At 31.4% G+C, this 23,281-nt stretch carries 23 protein-coding genes; 19 read left to right on the top strand and 4 right to left on the bottom strand.

What is annotated here, in order from left to right:
* Positions 1-280: 280 nt before the first annotated feature.
* From MHH94_RS03140 to MHH94_RS03175, 8 genes are all read left to right on the top strand, one after another.
* Complete coding sequence (locus MHH94_RS03140) at positions 281-637, top strand: transcriptional regulator, SarA/Rot family (protein WP_267748737.1); 357 nt, start codon at positions 281-283, stop codon at positions 635-637.
* Between the two features lie 150 nt (positions 638-787).
* Positions 788-1,396 carry a C39 family peptidase gene (locus MHH94_RS03145; RefSeq protein ID WP_048541160.1) on the top strand — a complete coding sequence of 203 codons (609 nt, stop codon included), beginning with the start codon at positions 788-790 and terminating at the stop codon, positions 1,394-1,396.
* Between the two features lie 77 nt (positions 1,397-1,473).
* Positions 1,474-2,973 carry a DUF6583 family protein gene (locus MHH94_RS03150; RefSeq protein ID WP_048541158.1) on the top strand — a complete coding sequence of 500 codons (1,500 nt, stop codon included), beginning with the start codon at positions 1,474-1,476 and terminating at the stop codon, positions 2,971-2,973.
* Between the two features lie 18 nt (positions 2,974-2,991).
* A complete protein-coding gene (locus tag MHH94_RS03155; protein WP_340839653.1) occupies positions 2,992-4,158 on the top strand; it encodes an ABC transporter permease in 1,167 nt (388 codons plus the stop codon).
* A complete protein-coding gene (locus MHH94_RS03160) occupies positions 4,155-5,075 on the top strand; it encodes an ABC transporter permease (RefSeq protein ID WP_078354959.1) in 921 nt (306 codons plus the stop codon). Before MHH94_RS03155 ends, MHH94_RS03160 begins: the two co-directional genes overlap by 4 nt.
* Positions 5,076-5,086: 11 nt before the next feature.
* Complete coding sequence (locus MHH94_RS03165; RefSeq protein WP_048541153.1) at positions 5,087-5,755, top strand: ABC transporter ATP-binding protein; 669 nt, start codon at positions 5,087-5,089, stop codon at positions 5,753-5,755.
* 276 nt (positions 5,756-6,031) lie between these two features.
* Complete coding sequence (locus MHH94_RS03170; protein ID WP_058591181.1) at positions 6,032-7,423, top strand: L-cystine transporter; 1,392 nt, start codon at positions 6,032-6,034, stop codon at positions 7,421-7,423.
* A 144-nt stretch (positions 7,424-7,567) separates the two neighbouring features.
* Entirely contained in the window at positions 7,568-8,737 is a 1,170-nt protein-coding gene (locus MHH94_RS03175) for an acyl-CoA dehydrogenase family protein (protein WP_078354958.1), read from the top strand.
* Positions 8,738-8,782: 45 nt separating this feature from the next.
* On the opposite strand, the gene MHH94_RS03180 is transcribed toward MHH94_RS03175, so the two are convergent.
* Entirely contained in the window at positions 8,783-9,721 is a 939-nt protein-coding gene (locus tag MHH94_RS03180) for a DMT family transporter (protein ID WP_078354957.1), read from the bottom strand.
* Positions 9,722-9,867: 146 nt separating this feature from the next.
* Here MHH94_RS03180 and MHH94_RS03185 point away from each other — a divergent pair, with 146 nt between their 5' ends.
* Both MHH94_RS03185 and MHH94_RS03190 read left to right on the top strand, forming a co-directional pair.
* Complete coding sequence (locus MHH94_RS03185; RefSeq protein ID WP_048541146.1) at positions 9,868-10,242, top strand: YbaN family protein; 375 nt, start codon at positions 9,868-9,870, stop codon at positions 10,240-10,242.
* Positions 10,243-10,433: 191 nt separating this feature from the next.
* Complete coding sequence (locus MHH94_RS03190) at positions 10,434-11,366, top strand: ABC transporter substrate-binding protein (protein ID WP_048541144.1); 933 nt, start codon at positions 10,434-10,436, stop codon at positions 11,364-11,366.
* Between the two features lie 217 nt (positions 11,367-11,583).
* Here the strand turns inward: MHH94_RS03190 and MHH94_RS03195 are convergent, their stop codons facing one another.
* Both MHH94_RS03195 and MHH94_RS03200 read right to left on the bottom strand, forming a co-directional pair.
* Entirely contained in the window at positions 11,584-13,092 is a 1,509-nt protein-coding gene (locus MHH94_RS03195) for a sodium:solute symporter (RefSeq protein ID WP_078354955.1), read from the bottom strand.
* A 30-nt stretch (positions 13,093-13,122) separates the two neighbouring features.
* Complete coding sequence (locus MHH94_RS03200; protein WP_078354954.1) at positions 13,123-13,992, bottom strand: N-acetylneuraminate lyase; 870 nt, start codon at positions 13,990-13,992, stop codon at positions 13,123-13,125.
* A gap of 149 nt (positions 13,993-14,141) precedes the next feature.
* Between MHH94_RS03200 and MHH94_RS03205 the strand changes: the two genes are divergently transcribed.
* The 5 genes from MHH94_RS03205 (at position 14,142) to MHH94_RS03225 (ending at position 17,716) form a co-directional block, all read left to right on the top strand.
* On the top strand, positions 14,142-14,825 hold the full coding sequence (locus tag MHH94_RS03205; protein ID WP_048541137.1) for a FadR/GntR family transcriptional regulator: 684 nt from the start codon (positions 14,142-14,144) through the stop codon (positions 14,823-14,825).
* The gene (locus MHH94_RS03210) at positions 14,825-15,463 is read left to right on the top strand and encodes a FadR/GntR family transcriptional regulator (RefSeq protein WP_078354953.1); all 639 of its coding nucleotides are present in this window, start codon (positions 14,825-14,827) and stop codon (positions 15,461-15,463) included. The genes MHH94_RS03205 and MHH94_RS03210 overlap by 1 nt, the downstream gene beginning before the upstream one ends.
* A gap of 6 nt (positions 15,464-15,469) precedes the next feature.
* Positions 15,470-16,327 carry an ROK family protein gene (locus MHH94_RS03215; protein WP_232157288.1) on the top strand — a complete coding sequence of 286 codons (858 nt, stop codon included), beginning with the start codon at positions 15,470-15,472 and terminating at the stop codon, positions 16,325-16,327.
* Between the two features lie 76 nt (positions 16,328-16,403).
* Positions 16,404-16,955 (top strand): biotin transporter BioY, encoded by a 552-nt coding sequence (locus MHH94_RS03220; protein ID WP_048541132.1) that lies wholly within the window; start codon positions 16,404-16,406, stop codon positions 16,953-16,955.
* A gap of 14 nt (positions 16,956-16,969) precedes the next feature.
* Entirely contained in the window at positions 16,970-17,716 is a 747-nt protein-coding gene (locus MHH94_RS03225) for a GNAT family N-acetyltransferase (RefSeq protein ID WP_078354951.1), read from the top strand.
* 45 nt (positions 17,717-17,761) lie between these two features.
* On the opposite strand, the gene fdhD is transcribed toward MHH94_RS03225, so the two are convergent.
* On the bottom strand, positions 17,762-18,556 hold the full coding sequence (fdhD, locus tag MHH94_RS03230) for a formate dehydrogenase accessory sulfurtransferase FdhD (protein WP_078354950.1): 795 nt from the start codon (positions 18,554-18,556) through the stop codon (positions 17,762-17,764).
* A gap of 134 nt (positions 18,557-18,690) precedes the next feature.
* On the opposite strand from fdhD, the gene MHH94_RS03235 reads away from it, so the two are divergent.
* The 4 genes from MHH94_RS03235 (at position 18,691) to MHH94_RS03250 (ending at position 23,266) form a co-directional block, all read left to right on the top strand.
* On the top strand, positions 18,691-21,051 hold the full coding sequence (locus MHH94_RS03235; RefSeq protein WP_078354949.1) for an FdhF/YdeP family oxidoreductase: 2,361 nt from the start codon (positions 18,691-18,693) through the stop codon (positions 21,049-21,051).
* Between the two features lie 161 nt (positions 21,052-21,212).
* On the top strand, positions 21,213-21,980 hold the full coding sequence (gene modA, locus MHH94_RS03240; protein WP_340839662.1) for a molybdate ABC transporter substrate-binding protein: 768 nt from the start codon (positions 21,213-21,215) through the stop codon (positions 21,978-21,980).
* 11 nt (positions 21,981-21,991) lie between these two features.
* A complete protein-coding gene (gene modB, locus MHH94_RS03245; RefSeq protein ID WP_058591170.1) occupies positions 21,992-22,660 on the top strand; it encodes a molybdate ABC transporter permease subunit in 669 nt (222 codons plus the stop codon).
* Positions 22,661-22,666: 6 nt separating this feature from the next.
* Complete coding sequence (locus tag MHH94_RS03250) at positions 22,667-23,266, top strand: ATP-binding cassette domain-containing protein (RefSeq protein WP_048541123.1); 600 nt, start codon at positions 22,667-22,669, stop codon at positions 23,264-23,266.
* Positions 23,267-23,281: the final 15 nt, after the last annotated feature.

Genomic DNA, 23,281 nt, shown 5'->3' on the forward strand with positions numbered 1-23,281 from the left:
AAGTAATGAACTTTTAAAATGTCATAAAAACAAACTATATACACGGGTTATTATTTTGTGGATTGAACGCTGTAGAGCTTGATATAAAAGGGTTTGTCTTAAAAATAAAAATGTTGAAAAGTCATTATTTGAAAATTTATTGAATGTTTTTAAAACTCATTATAAAATAATAAATATTATTAAATCATTGTGTTGAAAAGGAAAAATGCTATAGATACTAAAGATTGCACAATATACCAATTCAACAAATTATTAGATTATTTTGAGGAGTTGATTTGCAATGGAATCAGTATCAGTACCAATCAGAAACATCGTTGAATTAGTTGTCACAACTAAGAAATCTAAAGATTATGTCGCAAATATCAAAAGTCAATTTGCACTCTCATTCGAAGAAATATATATTTTAGTTTATATATATATAGGCGAGAAAGATTGTTACAATGTTAAAGATATCATCAAACAATCTAAATTTAAGCCGTACTATATTTCAAAAGCCGTACAAAACTTAAAAGAAAAAGGACTTATTTCTAAGAAAAGAAATGATCAAGATGAGAGAACTGTCGCTATTCAAGTATCTAAAATCCAACATAAAAAGATAAAAAAATTATTAATGGAAATTGAAGCTGAAATATTATAAAAAATCGTGAGAAGCGGGACTAAGAAATCTTTTTATTTAAAAGATACTTCAGTCCTGCTTTCTTATACTATGTAGTTAAATGTTAAATGATATATTATAAGTATAAATAAACGTTTTAATTTAAGAAGATTTCGTAAAAGGAGAACCTTTATGGGCGTAATATTAAATGTTAAACCGAAAAGTCAATTATTTCCTATACCAATGGTCATGGGGTGTGAAGGTACGGCAAGTTCAATGTTGCTTAATTACTATAATAAAGATATTAATGCAACGACTATTATGAGAGAGTGGCCAACACATTCAGATAACCCGGAAAAGGGATATGTAGGCAATCATTTTCTAATAAAATTTGGCCATCACCAAACTATTTTTCCGAATGTGCTTGCGGAATTTCTAAGTAGATATGACTCTGAAATTATAGATGGTACTGGTACTGAGCTTGAAGAGCTTGAGCATATAATTGATAAAGGACATCCAATTGTAATATATCATACAACATTAGGGTCTAAACCGATTCGAAAAGTTTTTAAAATCGGAAATAAAGGTAAATCCTATGTTACAAATATCCATGTAACTTTATTAATTGGATATGATGATGAATATTATTATTATATAGATCCTTTATGGAAACAAATATTTGGGTACGTATATATCCCAGCTTTGGGGCCATCCAAATATCAAATTATCAAAATGAAAAAAAATAAAATGAAGATTAGTTATAATACGCCAGGAAAAATGTGTATTTACAAAAAAATATAAATATTTTTAAAATATTATGTCATAATGTTGTAACATTTGTTATGATATGATTATAAATTTTAAAAAGAGGTGTTTAAATGTCTACTAAATTAAAGTTACTAATTATAGGAATTGTAGTAGCCTTTCTTGCAATAGTAGGAATTGGTGGCGCAGCAACATATTATTTTCTAACTAATACGCCAAAGAATACATATTTATTAAGTGAACAAGAATCAGCAAAATCTTGGAAAGAATATTTTAACGACAGGTTTGAAAATGAAACTGAATTCCAAGATAAAATGAAAGATGAATCTTATGAAACTTCATTGAAATTTGGAGCAGAAGTATCAGATTCATTAGTTTCACAATTAGGTATACCAAAGTCGGTTATTGACTCAACGAATATTGTCTTCAATGTTGGGCATGATCCTAAAGCGAAAAACTCTAAACTAGGTATTGAACCTACAATTGCAGATAACAAGATTGGTAACTTCCAATGGAGCGCAGACAAAAATAATCAATATTTAGAAACACCATTATTTAAAGACATATATAAAGTGAAAAATAATGAAATTAAAAAAGGAATCGAAAAAGCTTCTGGTGAATCATTAGATTCAGCAGATGGACAAGAAATCACAAATGATTCTTTAAATTTAAATACGATCTTATCAAGCTCTCAAATCTCTCAAGATCAAATCGACAAAATCTCAAAAAGATATAGTGACTTGTTTGTTGATCAATTAGATGACGATAACTTTGAAAAAGACAAAGAAAAAGTTAAGATTTTTGATGATGAAAAAGATTTGAAAAAAGTAACAATGAACTTAAGTGAGAAAGATACTAAGAAAATTGTTGTAGCAATTCTTGAAGAAGCTAAAAAAGATGAAGATATTAAAAACATCGTAGAAAAACAAGGTAATGTAAAAGAGTACGATAAAGAAATTAAAGATTTATTGAAAAAAGCTAAAGACGAAGATGTAAAGAATTATCCTAAAGTTAAATCTATCATTTATGTAGATGGTAAAGAAATCTTGAAACGTGACTTAACAATTACAAATAAAGATAATGAAAAAGTTAGAATTCAAGGTACAAATGTTATTGATGATGGCGTACAAGTAGATTATAAAGTATCAGCACCAGGTGAAGACGGTGGACTTACACTTAAAGGTAAATCAACTGGTAAAGATGAAATTAGCGATAAATATGATCTAGAAATCAAAGAAAATTCATACTCAACAACAACACTAAAATTAGATAATAAATCTAAAGTTGACGGAGATAAACGTACGGATAAAGGTAAAGTGACGATTGCACCATCTAGCGGTCAAAGCTTCGACTTAAATTACGACCATAATTTAACAACAGACACTAAAAACAATCAACAAAAACAAAAATTAAATGTTGATTTTGATGTGAATGGTGAAAATATTAAATTAATTATGGATGGTAAAACTGAACTGAAAAAAGACATTAAATTCAAGAAAGATGGCGCGATTGACTTTAATACATTATCAGATTCAGAAGTTGATGATTTAACAAAAGAAATAGAAGATAAGCTACAAGATTTAGGAGAAGATCTTGCGAAAGATATTCAATAATTAGAGAGGAGTGGTTATATGTCGACAATAAAATTGTTCAACATATACCACTCTTTTTTAATTAAAAAGTGGTATTTGATTGCATATATTTTATTATTATTGTTAGCTGTGTTGGCCGTAATGATTGGGGTTAACCAAGTAAACGAAAAAGATCAGGCGTTTACGATTGGAATCGTAGATAAAGATCAATCAAAAGAAACAAAGTTAATTTTAAATGCGATAGGTGATGGGCAATCGCTTGGAAATGATTTGTCTATTAAGCATTATAATGAAGAGAAAGCACGACAACTATTATCAAAAAAGAAAATTGATGGCTATTTTGTCTTTAAAGATGGCATGACGAAAGCATTTTATAAAAATGGTGAGTTACCAATAGTTGTGAATACATATGATAAACAATCAGTTGAAAGTATTATTATTTTGCAGTTAACAGATTCGGTCTATAGTCGATTAATGTTGTCGATGGGTGGGGCGATGTCTTATACGTCTCTTTATCCTAGTGCATCCGAAAATGAATTATTAACGATGATGACAGATATGTTATTTACTGGTTTAAATAGAAGCGGCTCCTTTGATGATGAGCCTATCAAAGTATTTGATACGTTCAGTTATTATACAATTTCAACTTATTTTGTATCTATTTTTTTCTTCTTCTTTTCAATTTTTAGCATTTTAAAAATGAATCAAAAAGATGCGTTGAAAGAACGATTAAGTATGTATCATTTCTCATATGAAAAATTAACAATTGTAAGAGGTGTGTTTAGTCTTTTCTATACAACACTATGGAGTATACTGGGTTTATGGGTCATCATACATTTTCTTAAACCAGAATTTGAAATGTATAATATTGGGCAACTTAGTTTAGATATTGCTTATTATTTAATCATGATATTCTTAGTGTTTCTCTTTATAGATATTGCGTTTAGAAGTATGTTGAATTATTTGTTCAAAGTTTTATTAACGTTAGTGATAATATTGTTATCTGGCGCAGTGATTCCAATCATTTATTTAAAAAGTTTGAGTGCAGGAATAATTGAGGCATTACCATTTTCAATTGTGTTTAATCAGTTAGTAGAAATACTATTAAATAATTACATCATTGACACACATCCAATGTATTATTGGCATTTAGGTATTATGCTTGTATTAGTAATCTCTGCTTTGTATTGGAGGTATCGCCGATGAAATCAATCTTTTATTTAGTTGTTAAAAAGCAATGGAAACAATATTTAACTTTAGTGGCGTTACTGTTTATAACAATATTGCTCATTGTAGGCGTTCAAGCATCCAGCAATCAATTATTTAAAATGCCAATAGCTGTTCAAGATTTGGATAAATCTCAATCTTCAAAAGAGTTAGTGCATACTTTAGAACAAACAAAATATTTAGAAGTCATACATTTACCAAAGAATGAGGCGTATATCGAAGATGTCATTCAAAAAAAGCAAGCAATCGTAAGCTTACAAATACCTGATGATTTTAGTACCCGTTTAAAAGAAAATCGTTTACGTGATAGCATTCCGCTATATTACAAAGATGGTTTCATTGGAGAAATTGCATTAGAAGTGACGAGTAAAGCTTTATACCAACAGCAAATACCCGTCATTATTGAAGGTCATTTAAAGAAATCTAAACAAGATGTAACAATGCAAGAAATTAAAGAAGCGTATATTAAAAATACACCTCACTCTAAAATGGAACACCATGCAGTTCAAAAGCATTCAGATGTTTCGATTAGTGCAGCAGTATATGTTGCATTGCTATTAATCGTGAGTTGTAGTCAAATTGTATTGCACCAACGACTGAAACAAAATGCTGCACTAGAGCGATTAATGATGTTTAATGGCACCAAAATCAAATTATATACGTATTATATATTGAGTCATGTCATATTATTATTCGCGATTGTAGCCATTACGAGCTTAATATTATCATGGTCATTAAGCATCGTATTTTATTTGGTCTTATTGATGACATTATGTATATATGAAAGTGTCTTAAGTATATTCTTATTTAAAATAAATACGCTTAGTCATAAATTATTTATGTCTATCATATGGTCTATCGCAATAAGTTGTCTTTATTTGTATATTCAAGTTTAGGAGGTGTATACATGATTACAATAGAGCATTTATCAAAAAAGTATAAAGATAAAGAAATTTTCCATGACTTTAATACAACATTTAAGGATAAGACACTTACCGTATTGCTAGGTGAAAATGGTGCTGGTAAGTCAACGTTACTAAGGATGATTACAGCATTAGAAAATCCAGATAGTGGGGGTATCCGTTATTTTGGGAAAAAGTTAAACAATAAAAAAATAAAAGAAATCATAGGTTATATACCTCAAGATATTGCATTATTTGAACATATGACAGTAAATGAAAATATAGAATTTTTTAAAGCATTAAATAAACAACCTATATCTTCAGAGCTTATAGAAGATTACTGTAATCAGTTGAATTTATATGAAAGAACAGCAAAAATCTCTTCGCTTTCTGGTGGTACAAAACGTAAAGTTAATTTATTAATCGGATTGCTCGGTAATCCAAGTATATTAATTTTAGATGAACCAACAGTAGGTATTGATTTGAAATCTAGATTTGACATTCATAAATTATTAAATCATTTAAAAACAACAAGACTTATTATATTAACAACGCACCATTTAGATGAAGTCGAAAGCTTAGCAGATGAAATTAAGTTAATAGGAAAAGATCCATTCTATAGAAATATATTAACTGATAAATCTTGGGCATTTGAAGACAGTCTTGTATTGTGAAATAGAGTAGTAGTTAGTCACAAAAGTCGGCGGAAGTGTAACTAAGGAGGCCCATAGTAACAAAAGTTGGTCGAACTGTAACTAAAGCGACCGTAAGTAATTAAAAAAATCATCATAATTTTAAACATACTAAGATTATTGAAACAATGATCTTAGTATGTTTTTTTGATTGTATTTATCTAAATTTTTAGAAAAAGATAAACGTATTGCAAAACATATTTTTAAAGTGTATTCTTATTTAATGTATCGGAATTAAAAGATTTAGGAGGTTCATTAATGGAAACACTTTGGGTAGTCATTAATATTATTGTTTTCTTATTATTTATAGGTTTATTAGGTTATTTAAATAAGAAACATGTAAAGTTCTCTAAGCGTGTTCTTATTGGTTTAGGAATAGGGATTGTGTTTGGTTTAGCTTTACATCTTATTTACGGTGTAGATTCTAAAGTAACAGAGTCGACAGCTTCATGGTTTGATATTGTAGGTACAGGTTATGTGAAACTATTACAAATGATCGTTATGCCACTTATCTTTATATCAATTGTTTCAGCATTTACTAAAATAACAATTGGTCAAAACTTTGCTAAAGCTGGCGCTTGGATATTTACATTTTTACTAGGAACGGTTGCTGTTGCAGCTTTAATTGGAATTATTTATGCGATGCTATTCAATTTAGATGCATCACAAATCGATTTAGGTAATGTAGAAAATAGTCGTGGTCAAGAAATTGAACAAACTTCTAAAGATATGACGGCTAATAATTTACCATCACAAATTATTGAATTGTTACCTGCCAATCCATTCTTAGATTTCACAGGTGCTAGAGGTACTTCAACAATTGCAATCGTTATATTTGCTGGATTTGTTGGATTTAGTTTCTTACGTGTGATGAGAAAAGAACCTGAAAAAGGTAACTTAATTAAAAGAGGGATAGATGCGATTTATGCCTTAGTTATGGGAATCGTTACGTTTGTATTAAGATTAACACCTTACGGGATTTTAGCGATTATGACTAAAACGGTCATGACAAGTAACTTTGAAGCAGTATGGACATTAGGTAAATTTGTTGTAGCATCTTATGCGGCCTTAATTACGATGTTCATCATACATTTAATTTTAGTATCTGTTGTTGGTTTAAACCCAGCTACTTATGTTAAAAAAGCAAGTGAAACATTACTATTCGCATTTACGTCTAGATCAAGTGCAGGAACGTTACCTTTAAATGTTCAAACACAAACAACTAGACTAGGTGTTCCAGAAGGTATTGCAAACTTTGCAGGTTCATTTGGTTTATCAATTGGACAAAATGGCTGTGCAGGTATTTATCCAGCGATGTTAGCTATGATGATTGCACCAAGTGCAGGTATTGACATTGATTTACCGTTTATCTTATCTGTTATCGGCGTTGTAGTCATCAGTTCATTTGGTGTAGCAGGTGTAGGTGGCGGTGCAACATTTGCCGCTATACTCGTACTTTCAACATTGAATTTACCTATTGCTTTAGCAGGGGTATTAATTTCAGTTGAACCATTAATCGATATGGGTAGAACAGCATTGAATGTTAATGATTCAATGTTAGCGGGTACGGCTACTGCTAAAATTACAGGACAATTAGATGAAGAAAAATACAATGACCAAGACTTCAATGAACTTGGAGAGTCATATTAATTATTAATTTTATACAGGCACATACTGATACCGATCGTGAATTTCAGTATTGCCTGTTTTTTATAAAAACTTATTGGTATGCTCGGATATATATTGAAAGCAAATAAATACAATGATAAAGTGATATTAAGGAGTGTGGACACGATGAGTAGAGATTTATTTATTAAGAATGAATTCCAACAAAAATGGGTTAATAAAATAGAAAATCATAAAGCGTCATTACAAAAACACGCTGAAAAAAATGATTTAAATTCAGAATTTCCATATGAAAATATTAATTGGTTAATTGATGAAGGCTATACTAAAATTGTACTTCCAAAATCATATGGTGGCGAAGGTGCGACACCAGAAGATATTATTTTATTCCAAGAAACATTAGGTAGAATTGATGGTGCAACTGCATTAGCAATTGGTTGGCATATGGGTGTAGTTGGACAAATTTATCAAGAAAAATTATGGACACAAGATTTATTAGATGAATTTGCTGAAGAAGTATTAAATGGCGCGATTGTTAATAGAGCTGTAAGTGAAGCGGAAACAGGCAGCCCAACTCGAGGTGCACGTCCAAGTACACACGCTGATCGTGTCGGAGATCATTATATTATAAATGGTGTTAAGACATTTACAACAATGAGTCAAAGGTTAACGCATTTTCTTGTTGGTGCATATGTACCAGAAAAAGAAGCACTCGGTTTCTTTTTAATACCAAGAGAATCTGAAGGTTTATCAATAGCAGAGAATTGGAATATGGTAGGTATGCGTGCTACTGAGAGTCATGATTTAGTGTTAGATGATGTTAAAGTTCATGAGAAATACTTAGTAGAAGTTGCGAATGGTCCAAGAGGTAATAATATCAACCCATGGAATCTACATATTCCAGCAGTATATTTAGGTATTGGGCAAGCAGCACGAGATTATGCTGTTGATTTTGCAAATGAATATAGTCCTGGAAGTATCAATGGCGTGATTGCTGATATTCCAGCTGTTCAACAAAATATTGGTCAGATGGAATTAGAATTAACAACTGCAAGACATTATATATATAGTGTAATCAATAAGTATTTAAATCCTTCCATAACAGATGCAGTTATAGATGTTGAAATAGGTGCAGCTAAACATGTTGTCGTTAATCACTCTATTAAAATTATTGATATCGCAATGAGAATTGTAGGTGCGAAAAGCTTGCAAATGGAAAGACCGTTGCAACGCTATTATAGAGATATAAGAGCTGGCTTACACAATCCACCGATGGATGATGTAACCATTACAAAATTAGCTAAAAAGGCTAGAGAAGAAAGAAGTAAAAATCAATAAAAAGAATGGTTAGAAATTTTAAAGATTTCTAACCATTCTTTTTTATTATAGATGATCTGTTTGTGTGGCTTTTTTACGTTTTTTACGTCTTGGTTTCATGCCTACTGACATATATAGTACGACAATCAAGATGATAATCATACCGATGAGTTGCCATAATCCAAATGGTACTTTTAACCATAGAACTGAAGATATAACAGCTGTTACGGGCTCAAGTACACCAAATAATGCTGTTGTTTGTGGGCTAATGTATTTCACACTTTCTAAATACATCCAAAAAGCAAACATCGTTCCGAAAGTGATCACAAAGATGAAATAAATGACGCCTCGTATATCTAATAAATGCCAAGGAAATGAGAAATCTAAGTTGATAATTGAAAGTGCAATACCGCCAATAAACATTGACCAACCGATTACAACAAGAGATGGCCAATTTAAAAATAATTTAACAGCATATACAGTATAAAAAGCAGCTGCACAAGCTGTTAATAATCCCCAAACGATGGCATTTGGAGGGACTGATAATGTGGCATAATCACCATTTGTTAATAATAAGCTCGTTCCGAATAGTGAACACACGATGATGATAATATCAGTTAATCTAAATTTACTTTTTCTAGTGATTAGTAAATAAAGTAATATGACGACTGGTGCTAAAAATTGTAACAAAGTAGCAATAGCAACATTCCCTTTATCAATTGTCGCCATAAAGGTGTATTGTACACCTAACATGCCGAATAAAGCATATATAATCAATTGAAATAATGAATGTTTGACTCTAAATATATTTGTTAAAGGATGTTTCTGGATTAATTTTGCAATGAGCAAAAGGAAAAATCCACTTAATATCAATCTTTCAGCTACAAATAATGAAACAGGTAAATGGTATTCTGTAAATAACTTTTCAGTAACCGTTCCACCTAACCCCCAAAATGTAGCGCCAAGCATCACTAATAAGGTACCTTTTAGTTGTTTGTTCTGCACTTATAAGCCCCTCGATTCTAAAAGATGTTAATTAATTAATTTTAGCATTTGATAAATTATTAAACAATAAGCTGAAATGTTTTACTTGCAATTTTATAATATGCGTTCTTATAATGAACATAATGAGTTAAAAGTGAGGTTTCTGCATGAAATTTGTATTAATATCAGTTGGTATACTTGCTACTATATTAGGGTTTGCTGGCGCTGTATTGCCGTTATTACCTACAACACCATTTATATTATTAGCAGTATTTTGTTTTGCTAAAAGTTCAGATAAATTCCATAGTTGGTTAGTAAGCACAAAAGTTTATAAAGAATATGTAGAAGATTTTCAAAAATATAGAGGGTACACTTTAAAGAAAAAGTTCGAATTGCTTATCAGTGTATATATCGTAGTAGGCTTTTCAATTTGGATGGTCGATCATTTTTATGTTCGCATAGGTCTTTGCATCATGTTATTCTTCCAAACTGTTGTATTATTCACTTTTGTTAAAACTTTGCCAAGTAAAAATAAATCGTAATATTAAAATATCGATAAAATGACGTAACGTCTTTTATCGGTATTTTTTTGTTGTATTTGCATACATCATTATTATTGTAAAATAGAATAAAAAAGTTATATAAATTTAAAAATTCTATTGCTATATAGATTGAAGGGTTATATAATAGACAAAGATGAAAATGAGAGTCATTATCAATTGGGAGGATAATTATGAAGAAACTTTTAGTGTTTATTATGGCTTTAGCATTAGTTGTTGCTGCTTGTGGCAATAAATCTGATGAGAAAGAGAGCAACAGTAAAACAAAATCAAGTAAAGATACAGTAAGTTATAAATTAGACGACGGTAAAAAAATAGATATCCCGAAAAACCCTAAACGTATTGTTGTATTAGCACCATCATACGTTGGTGGCTTATTACACTTAGGTGTTAAACCAGTGGGTGTACCAGCTTCTACAGATCAAACACCAATACTTAAAGATAGAATTAAAGGTATTGAAAAAGTCAGTGAAGACAATGTTGAACAAGTAGCTAAATTAAAACCAGACTTAATCATTACATATAACGCAGATAAAAACTTAAAGAAATATGATAAAATCGCACCAACAATTCCTTACGACTATGCAAAACACAATTACTTAGACATGCAAGTAGAATTAGGTAAATTAGTTGGTAAAGAAGACAAAGCAAAAGAATGGGTAGAAAAATGGAAGAAAGAAACTTCTAAAGACGGGAAAGAAATTAGAGATAAAATCGGCGAAGATACAACAGTATCAGTTATTGAAGCATTCCAAAAAGACATCTATACTTACGGTGAAAACTGGGGTAGAGGAACAGAAGTATTATACCAAGCATTCGGTTTAGCAATGCCAGAAAGCATTGAAAAAGATGTTAAAAAAGACGGTTGGAAAAAAATCTCTCAAGAAGAAATTGAAAAATATTCAGGAGATTACTTATTCTTACCAGTAACAAAAGGACAAGCAAAACCAGAATTCACAAAAACTGAATCATGGAAATCAATTCCAGCAGTTAAAAATGATAAAGTCATCGAAATTGATGCACAAACATTCTGGTATAACGATCCATATTCATTAGAAATGCAACGTAAATACTTAAAAGATGAAATTCTTAAAAAAGCTGAATAATCAATAGCAAATGCTATAACACCGATTCTCATTATCAGAATATAAAAAGCAAGGACGTCAGTCTTTGCTTTTTATTGTTCAGGCCATAACGCATGAAGACTAAGAGATATCGTGCGCAAAGGTACAAAATTAGTGTGTAACGCACGAAGACTCTCGAACATTATGCAACAAAAATTAAAAGCAGGGACGCTGATGTCCCTGCTTTTTATATAGTTCATTATTTTGTTTCTTTAACATATTGATCATTAATTGTATGAATAGTTAAGCCTACGATATTCTTGTTGTGTTTCGCGAATGGTAAGCTTGCTAAGTAACCTACAATAAATGCGATAAAGAAACCGATTACGGATACTGTAAATGGTGTGATATCTGTTTTTCCTATAAAGTAAGAAACGATTGCTGCGACGATTAGTCCGATGATAACACCATAAGTATTGGCTTTTTTAGTAAATATACCTACTGCAAACACGCCGGCGATTGGTACACCGAATAGTCCTGTTACAAGTAAGAATAAATCCCATGTTTCGTTTGTTTTTTGATTAATTAAGTATAATGATGCCAATGTACCAAAGACACCTGCTAGAATAATGATGATTCTTGCTAATAGTACATCATTTTTAGCGTTATTTGTTTTAGAAAATCTTTGTTTTAAATCGACAACTACACAGGCTGAAATTGAGTTCAAGCTTGAAGAAATTGTTGATTGTGCTGCAGCAAATATAGCAGCGATTAATAATCCGCCAACAAATGGTGGAATTTGTGTAAGTATGAAATAAGGTACGATAGCTGATGTGTTAAATCCTTCTGGTAAAGATGTTACATTGTTATAGAAAGAATACAACACAGTTCCCATTCCATAGAAGATAGGGATTGTAATAAATGCTAATAACCCGTTAGTCCATAATGATTTGTTTGTTGATGATATTGAACCAGTTGTTTGATAACGTTGAACGATATCTTGGCTGGCAGTGTATTGGTGTAAGTTATTAAAGATAGAGCCAATAAATATAATTGGAATTGCAGCAGCAGCTGTTCCGAATTTCCAGTTGTCCGCTGAGACAAATTTCTTATCTTGCACAGCTTCATTTAAGACTGTACCGAAGTTTCCATCAATTTGGAAAGCACCTAAGAAAATAACAGCAACAGCACCACCTAATAAGATAATACCTTGAATAACGTCGCTCCAAATAACCCCTTCTATACCACCCATAAACGTATAGATAACACATAATAATCCAACTAATGCTGCGATTAAATATGGGTTAATATCTGAAACGGAAGTGATTGCTAATGTTGGTAAATAAATAACAATCGCAACACGTCCAATATGGAATAATGTGAATGCTAGAGATCCAATAACACGCATTGTGATACCGAATCTTTCTTCCAAATATTCATAAGCAGTTGTTACATCAAGCTTTCTGAAGAATGGAATATAGAAATAAATCAATAATGGAATAATCGCGATAATGGCGATATTTCCAGCTGCATAAGACCAGTCTGTATTAAATGCTCTTTCTGGTGTTCCCATATAAGTAATCGCACTTAAAGTTGTAGCATAGATTGAGAATCCAACTGCCCATGCAGGGATTCTACCTTTTGCTTTGAAGAACGCGTCTGTATCTTGCCCAGCTCTTTTTGTAAAATATACACCTACTAATAACGTTGCAATTAAATATAAAATTAATGCAATCCAGTTTCCTGTACCAAATCCTACTTCATTCATAATATGACATCCCCTTTGTACATCAAATAATTATAAATTGTATTTAGAAACAAGTTCTTTAACTTTTTTGAGTGATGCTTCATCTAATGGCGCGAGTGGTCGTTTAGTTATACCAGCCTCAATGCCATTTTCATTTAGAACAGCTTTCAAAGTAGGGTAAATACCTAAAGCCAATACTTGCTCAATAATATCGTTTGTTTCATGTTGAATTTCATACGCTTGTTCAATTTTGCCTTCTTTAGCTAAATTAAATATTTGTCTAGCACGTTGTCCATTGATGTTATAAGTTGAACCAATCGCACCATCTACACCTGAAACTGCTGCTTGAATAAGCATTTCATCAAAGCCAGAAAGTATTAATTTGTCTGGAAATGCTTTTCTAATTCTTTCTAATAAGTAGAAGTCAGCAGCAGTATATTTAATACCGATAATTTTTTCATTTTCGAAAAGTTCTTCAAATTGTTGTATAGATAAGTTAACACCAGTTAATGCTGGAATTGAATAAATGATCATTTCATTTCCAGTAGCTTCAATGATGGCATTGTAGTAATACTTGATCTCTTCGAATTTGAATGGGTAATAAAATGGTGTTACAGCTGATAATGCATCATAACCTAATTCTGTAGCAAATTTACCTAATTCGATTGATTCGTTTAAATCTAATGCACCAACTTGTGCGATTAATTTAGCATCTGATCCTACTTCGTCTTTAACAATTTCAAAGACTTTCTTCTTCTGATCAGTATTCATTAAGAAATTTTCACCTGAACTACCATTTACATATAAACCATCTACTTGTTGTTTATCGATATTTTGGCGAATGATTTGTCTTAAACCTGATTCTAAAATATTGCCTTTCTCGTCAAATGGCACTAGTAATGCAGAATATAATCCTTTCATTTAAAAAACTCCTTTATATTAATTAATTGATAATATTGTCAGACCAATTTATAATCATATTGTAAGCGAATACATATTCTTCTGTCAATCGTTTTATTATTTGATACATCACTTATGATAAAATAAATAATTAAGAGGAGGTAGGTAAAATGATGAAACGAACATCACTCGTTGATGTAGCTGTTGAAAAATTAAAAGAATATATAGCAGAACATCAATTTGATAATGGAGATAAACTACCTTCAGAGAAAATGCTTGTCGAACAATTAGGGGTGAGTCGCACAGTTGTGAGAGAAGCGATTAGTCGTTTACAACAAAGTGGTCTCATTCAAGTTAAATCAGGAAGTGGCATGTTTATAACAGAGAAGAATAAACATTTATCAATGCTTTTTGAGTCGCATATGAAAGTACATGGTTTTAAAATTAAAGAATTACTTGAAGTGCGTAAAATATTAGAACTCGGTGCGATACGTCTTTTAATAGAAAATAAAATCGTGATCGATGCGAATAAACTAAGAGATTTGAATGATATTTATTATGAGTCTTTTAACAAATCTCAAAAATTTGCACATTATGATTCAGCTTTTCATGAAACGATTATTATCTTTACTGAAAATCAAACATTAATCACGATGAGTAAAGTTATTAAAGAGTATTTCGATAAGAACCAGTTTAATCAAATCGTTGATAAAGAAGACATAGAAAAATCTTACAAAGAACATGCTGATTTAATAGAAGCAATTGAGAAACAAAATTTAACTTTAGCACATGACATTATTAATAAACATCTGTCTAGAGTCGTTGAGTGGATAGAAGAATTGGAGCAAAAATGATGGGTAAATTAGATAAGATTGAAGTCCAAAGTTTGAAGTCGCAAGTATTACAAGAAATTAAACAATATATTTTGGATAAAGGCATGACAGAAGGGGATCGCTTACCGACAGAGCGTGCTTTTACTGAAATGTATGGCGTGAGTCGTTCAGTTGTAAGAGAAGCTTTGAGTTATCTGGAACATACAGGTGTGATCGAGACAGTTCAAGGAAGAGGAACGGTTATCAAAGCACCGGATATCTCTAGTTTAGTTGAAGGATTTCTATTTAGTTTCCAAGTCGCAAATGGTTCGAAAAATGATTTACTGTCATTGAGAATTATTTTTGAATGTGCAGCTATTGAAGAAATCGTTAAATTAGATAAGGATATCACTGAATTAAAAGCAATTGTAAATGAAGATGTTATCAATCATTATGAGAATGATAAGGCATTTCATCAAACTTTATTAAGTGCTACAGGAAATGTATTATTCGAACAATTAAGCTCTGTTATTCAGTCATACTTTTATCATATTGAAGAAGAGGGGAAAGAAATTAATTATATTCAAACGAATGAAATGCATAAGAAAATTATCGAAGCAATTGCCAATAAAGATGTTCAATTAGCTAAAGAACTTATGACGACACATTTGTCTATTTAGGAGGATATTATGAAAATTGCAATTGATATAGGTGGCACATTTATTAAAGCTGGTGCAATTGATGACCAGCACACAATACATAGTTATCAAAAAATTGAAACACCACATAATAAAGATGGGGGTATAGTTGAAGCGGTTAAAGAGATCGTTGAATCATATACAAAAGAATTTAACTTAAATAAACCTGAAGTTGGTATTTCTACTGCAGGTGTCGTTGATTCACGTAAAGGTGAAATTACATATGCTGGTCCGACGATACCATATTATAATGGTACAAATTTTAAACAATCATTAGCAGATATAGCTAGTAATGTAGCAGTTAATAACGATGTATCATGCGCGTTACTTGGTGAATTGTTAACATTTGATAGAGAAGTTAAATCGATATTTTTAATGACGATTGGTACGGGTATTGGTGGCGCATATTATGAAAATCAATTATTAGAAGGTGAAAAGTATAGAGCATGCGAAATAGGCTATTTATTATATGACAAAGAAACGAATACAACATATGAGGATAGGGGTTCAACAACCGCTTTAAAAAGATTAATCAGTGCCAATTATAAAGAAGATGTGCAAGTCGAGAAGTTGTTTGATTTAGCGTATCAAAATGATGAAAAAGCTCAAGACATCCTTAATCAATGGGCTAAGCATGTAGCAGAAGGTATAGCGCAAGTACAAATCATGTTTGATCCAGAAATTATACTTATTGGAGGAGGAATTTCTCAACAAGAAGTAAGACTATTATCATTGATAGAACCATTTATCGATGATTATTTACCAACTGATTATGGTCATGCCAAAATTGAAGTCACTTCAAAGGGAAATGATTCAGCTTTATATGGTGCGATTTCTAGTTTATAAAATAATTGTTAACTTGTAATTTACATTGGTTAACAATGTGGTATAATATCGTTATCTTATATTAGGAGTGAAAAATTTGAAAACTAAAGATATCGTTATTATAGCAATGTTTACTGCTTTTATTTCAGTATTAGCATTTATACCACCAATTCCATTACCATTTATGCCGGTACCAATCGTTCTACAAAATATAGGTATTATATTAGCGGGATGTTTATTAGGATATAAAAGAGGTACATTAAGTGTTATCATATTCTTATTACTTGTTGCAACAGGACTGCCATTATTATCAGGTGGTAGAGGCGGACTAGGTGTATTCTTTGGACCATCTGCTGGTTATTTATTTGGCTACCCAGTTGTTGCATTTCTAATTGGATTCTTTATAGATAGAAAGTGGAAAGAGATCTCGTTTACATATGCGTTAACAATTAATATTGTGATTGGAGTTCTATTACTCAATTTAATTGGCGGATTTGTGATGGGTGAGTTTATGAATATTTCAATCGCTAAAAGATACATATTAGCAGCAACGTTTTTACCAGGTGATATTGTTAAAGCAATATTAGCAACTATGTTATTATTTAGCTTGAAGAATGTACCCGAAATAAAACGATTAAGAAATACTTAATGAGGTGAATAACGATGGTTTCATTTAAAGATATAGAAACAGATGGAAAGGTTTTGACTGAAACAAATAGATATATACATTATCAAACATTGGATAAACGTATTCAGTATGATTCTAACAAAATTGTATATAAAGAAATGCCAGACTTAGATACGTTTAAAGCAGATGAAGCAATGTTGAAAGAAATCCATCAAAAAAATAATCAGCCTTTTCTTAAATTTGTCTTTCCTGAAAATGAAACAATCGATATTGAATTAAGAGAATATTTGAAATTACAAGGTTATGAAACAGGTTGGTTAGAATTATATATCAATTCTGAGAAGAACTTTGAAAGTGATGACAATCAAGAGGTTGAAGTTGTTCTAACGAATGAGGATAACATTGTTGATTTCTTGAACGTATCATATGAACAAGATGAAGCATATGGCAAAGACTATGCAGATCTTAAAGTTGAATTAAATAAAGAACAATTACATAGTGATAATCCGATTCAAGTATTATCTTATTATAAAGGTAAGCCTGTAGGTATGTTGCTTATATGGATGAATGAGAAATATGTAGAATTAGATAGCTTTGGTGTTCGAGAAATATATAGAAGGTTAGGTATAGGAACGAAAATGCAAGCCTTCGTAGCAGAAATCGCTAAAGATAAACCGATTATTCTAGTAGCAGATGGTGAAGATACAGCTAAAGATATGTATAAAAGACAAGGTTATATTTATAGTGGATTTCAATTTGAAACGTTAAAAGAATACAAATAAAAACAGGTGAGACAGCAAATGATGTCTCAACCTGTTTATTTATTGTTAGGATTTATTTTGTATTCTATAAGTGTGGCTATATATATTAAAGCTGCCATCTCTTATAAATCCAACTGCCGTTATATTTAAATCATGTGCTAATCCAATTGCTAAGTTAGTTGGTGCTGATTTAGACAAGATGATGCCGACACCAATTTTAGATGCTTTGATTAATATTTCCGAGGAAATTCTTCCACTAAAAATGAGTACTTTATTTCTGATTGGAATGTCATGTTCTATACAATAACCATATAATTTATCTAATGCGTTATGTCTACCAATATCAGATCGATGCAAATAAAAGTCATCTCCATCACATATTGCAGCATTATGCAAACCACCTGTTTCTTTGAAAATCTTACTTTCTTCATGTAGTTTATCCATCATAGTTATAATTTGTTGAGGTGTAATGTTTATTTTAGATTGTGACACTTTAGCTGTTACGGCATCGTTATTAAAATAGAAAGCTCTACTTTTACCACAACACGACGAAATCATGCGTTGTGTATTTTTTTTGAAATTGATATCAATTTCTTTTGTGAGCTCTACATGAGCAAAACCTTTAGAATCATCTATTGAAATAGATTTAATTTCAGATTTCTTCTTAATAACCCCTTCAGATGCAATAAAGCCGAGCACGAGTTCTTCTAAATGTTTAGGTGAACAAACGATTGTTGCAAATTCTTCTCCATTTATAATAATCGTAATAGGAAATTCTGTTGCGTAGTTATCCGTTGTCTCTATAAATTGATCATTTTGGTATTTTAATATTGGAAGATTGTAAGTCATATTTTGCTTCATAATGATTCCCCATTTAAATAATTGTTTAATAGGTTTATTTTACTTTGTAACCTATGAATAATAAAGTGAAAGCACTTTCAAAATATATTGTGATTTCATATAATAAATGTAAGTGAAATCATGGAGGGGTAAATATGGGTAAGACTAAACATCAAGGTCCTATGAAGAAAGATTTAAAGCTAGCACCAGAATTTTGGGTGAGTCCAATACCTTTTGGACTAGGTAAAGTAAAGCCTAAACATATAAGAGATACAATGAAAATTGTTTGGGATAATAAAGATAATTTAAATTACGCTAAAAATATTATCACTAAAGGTGTTTGTGATGGATGTGCATTAGGTGTATCTGGATTAAGTGATCAAACTTTAACCGGTCCTCACGTGTGTACAACACGATTTAATGTTTTAAGATTGAATACAATGCCAGAAATTAAACCAGAAATTTTACATCAAGATATAGATGAATTGAGAAAATATAATAGCACAGAATTAAGGCAATTAGGTCGTATTCCTTATCCAATGATGAGACGAAAAGGGGATCGTAAGTTTATCCGTATTTCTTGGGAAGAAGCGATGCAAACAATAGCTGAAAAAATGAAATCATTGAATCCAAGAAATTATGCATTTTATTTAACTTCAAGAGGGATTACGAATGAATCATATTATGTTGCAGGTAAGGTCGCGAGATATTTAGGTGCTAACAATATCGATAATGCTTCTAGAATATGTCATTCACCTAGTAAAACAGCGATGAAACGTTCAGTAGGCGTTGGAGCTTCAACAGCGAATTATCAAGACTGGATAGGTACAGACGTGTTGCTTTTTTGGGGAAGTGTAGCATCTAATGCTTCACCTGTTTCAACTAAATATATGCTTGAAGCAAAGAAAAAAGGAACAAAAATCATCGTTATCAATCCATATAAAGAACCAGCAATGGATAAATATTGGATTCCATCTGTGGCAGAATCAGCATTATTTGGTACAAATGTCGCAGACGAATTCTATCAAGTCAATATTGGTGGTGACATTGCATTTATGCACGGCATTATGAAACACTGGTTTGAAATGGAAGAACAGGCATACGGTTCTGCAATTAACCATAAGTTTGTTGAGGAACATGTTACGAACTATGAAGAACTTAAAGAAACAGTCGAGAAGCAGTCGTGGGAAGACATTGAACAATCAAGTGGTATTTCTAAAGATCAAATTTATAAATTAGCGCTTGAACTTGCCAATTCCCAAAATGCTGTATTTGCCTGGGCACTAGGATTAACGATGCATGAGTTTGCGACGGATAATATATCTCAAGTATGTAATTTAGCTTTATTAAGAGGTTTCTTAGGTAGAAAGCATAGTGGTCTAATGCCGTTCAGGGGACATTCTAGTGTGCAAGGTACTGGAGAAATGGGCTGTGATCCATTTGTATTGCCAGGAGGTGCATTTGATGGAGAAAATAAAAAGCGTATTGAGAAGTTATGGGGATTTGATATTGCGGATTGGCAAGGTGATACTGTCGGTGTAACGTTGGAAAATATTATGTTACCAGATGATCATGAGCGTAAAATTAAATGTTATTACATGTCCGGTGGGAATTTCTTAGAAACAATGCCTGACCCAACATTTATACAAAAAGCTTTAGAAAACTTAGAACTTAGAGTACATCAAGATATTATATTAAATACATCTACTTTAGTTGATGCGAAAGAAACCGTTATTGTATTACCTTCGAAGACACGTTATGAGCAAGATGGTGGCGGTACGTCTACTTCAACAGAACGCATGGTTTACTACTCACCAGTAATTGAAGGGAATCAAAATAGAATAAAAGAAGCAAGATCAGAATGGCAAATATATATTGATTTAGCTAAACGTGTTAAACCTGAACAAGCACATTTAATTGATTTTAAAGATGGTCAAGCTATTAGAGAAGAGATTGCAAAAGCAAATCCAGATTATGATGGTATCCAACATTTAAAAAATCAAGGAGACGTCTTCCAGTGGGGGGGCGCTTGGTTATGTGAAGATGGGATTTGTCCAACTGAAGATGGTAAAGGTCATTTAATTAGCGTAGATATTCCAGACTTAAACAGACAACCTGATGATTTCATGTTAACGACTAGAAGAGGTAAACAATTTAACTCAATGGTATATGGTGATTATGAATCCTTTAACCATGGTGGAAGATATGATGTATTAATGAATAAAGAAGATGCTGATAGATTAAGCATCGCTGAAGGTGAAGGTGTTGTATTGCATAATGGTTTCGGCGTATTTCAAGGTGTCGCAAAATATGTAGATATCTTAAAAGGAAACATTGAAGTCTACTTCCCTGAAGGCAACTATTTATTACCTAGAGGTAGATACGAGAAATACGCTAAGATTCCAGATTATAACATTACAGTCAAAGTAGAAAAAGCGGACAGATTTAACGCCAAAAAAGATAGAGACTATTATGAAAAACCGATTAAAGATTTAGAAGAAATACCGATGCAATAATAGATAGGGAGTATCCTCAAATAAGTAAGGATATTCCCTATCATTACATATTTCACTATACTTTAAGAATAATTTGTGAAAAAATGTATAAGAGTCTTACAATAGTATAGATAAAGGTGTAAATTAAGTTTGTACATATCTAAAAAGGAAGGAAAGAAGTCATGAAAAGATTTTTAACATTAGTCTTTGCTTTGTTACTTGTATTAGCTGGTTGTAGCACAGAATCTAACCAAGATAAAGCTAAAAAAGAAACTGAGAGCAAGACGTTAACAGTATCAGCAGCAGCAAGTTTGACAGATGTTTCTAAAGCTCTAGAAAAAGAATTTAATAAGAAGCATCCGAATACCAATATTAAATTCAATTATGGTGGTTCAGGTAGTTTACGTAAACAAGTAGAAGCTGGTGCAGATGTAGACGTATTAATGTCTGCAAACACTTCTGATGTTGATAAATTACAAGATAGTAAAAAAGTTAAAAAAGTTTATGATTACGCTAAAAATAAATTAATTATCATTAAATACGAAAACTCTAGCATCAAAAATATTAAAGATGTTAGTGCGCCTAACAAAGTCGCAATTGGTGAAGAAAAAAGTGTACCAGCAGGTCGATACGCTGTAGAGTATTTGAAAAAAGAAGATTTATATAACGGCATGACAAGTACATTTGTTTTCGCAAAAGATGTTAAACAAGTATTAAACTATGTTCAAAAAGAAAATGCAGAAGCAGGATTTGTATACGCAACAGATATGTATAAAGGTAAAGATAAAAAAGTAGATAACGTCGTTAAATTAGCAGATGCACCTTTAGATCATCCAATTACTTATAGAGCTGGTCTTGTTACTGACAAGAAAGAAGCTAAAGAATGGTTTGAATTCTTAAAATCAAAAGAAGCTAAAGAAATTCTTAAAGAATATCACTTTGAAGGATAGGAGATAACGCTATGCCAGACTTAACACCACTATGGATATCAATTAAAGTAACAATTATCAGTACAATCATTGTTTGTATCCTAGGTATTATTCTGGCAAAGCTGATGCTCAGTTATAAAGGGAAATTAAAGCCTGTAGTCGAAAGCATCATTATGCTTCCAATTGTATTACCACCGACAGTTATGGGTTTTATACTCCTTATTGTCTTTGGTAAAAATAAATTTTTTGGACAATTTTTATCTGATGTATTGCATATCAATGTGATTTTTACGTGGGTAGGTGCGGTGATTGCAGCGGTTATTGTAAGTTTACCGCTTATGTACCAACATGTAATGAATGGATTTCAATCTATTAATCCAAAGATGCTAAACTCAGCAAGAACGATGGGCGCTAGTGAAGGGAAAATTTTTAGAACGATTATTTTACCGTTATCAAAACAATCCATTTTCTCTGGTGTAGTGATGAGTTTTGCTAGAGGGTTAGGAGAATTTGGTGCAACGCTCATGATTGCTGGCTATATCCCTGGTTTAACGAATACATTGCCATTAGAAATTTATTTCTTAGTGCAAGCTGGTGAGGAACATAAAGCATGGTTATGGGTTATTGTACTTATTGCATTTGCAGTTTGTGTGATTAGCTCACTTAATATATTAAATAAAAAGAATCATAAATGGGAGTAGATATGGATGATTGATATATCAATTAAAAAGTTAATCAAAGACAGGACGATATCATTAAATATCCAATCTGATACTCCGAAAATTTATGCGATAGTTGGACGATCAGGTATAGGTAAATCTACATTATTGAACATTATTGCAGGACTTACAGAAGCGGAAACTTGCAGAATAGAAATTAATCAAAAAGTGCTCAGTGATCAAAAGCATGTGATTAAAGTGCAAGATAGAAATATTGGCTATCTGTTTCAAGATTATCAACTTTTTCCACATAAGATAGTTCATGAAAATATTCATTATATGATTGAGCCTAATAAAGAGACAGAGCAATTGATTAAACATTTACGTATAGAAAATTGTTTAAATCAATATCCATCTACTTTATCTGGTGGAGAGTCACAAAGAGTTGCATTATGTAGAGTATTAAGTGTCAAACCTAACTTATTACTATTAGATGAACCATTTTCAAGTTTAGATGATGAAACAAAAGACGAAGGTATGGCATTAGTAAAGTCCATTTTCAAGACTTGGCAAATACCGATCATACTTGTGTCCCATTCTAAAAAAGAAGTTCAAATTTTAGCAGATGAAGTTATCGAAATTAATTAACAGTTAATTGTAAGG

It is taken from the genome of Mammaliicoccus sp. FSL K6-3158 (assembly GCF_038005105.1).
Classification (GTDB): Bacteria; Bacillota; Bacilli; order Staphylococcales; family Staphylococcaceae; genus Mammaliicoccus; species Mammaliicoccus sciuri.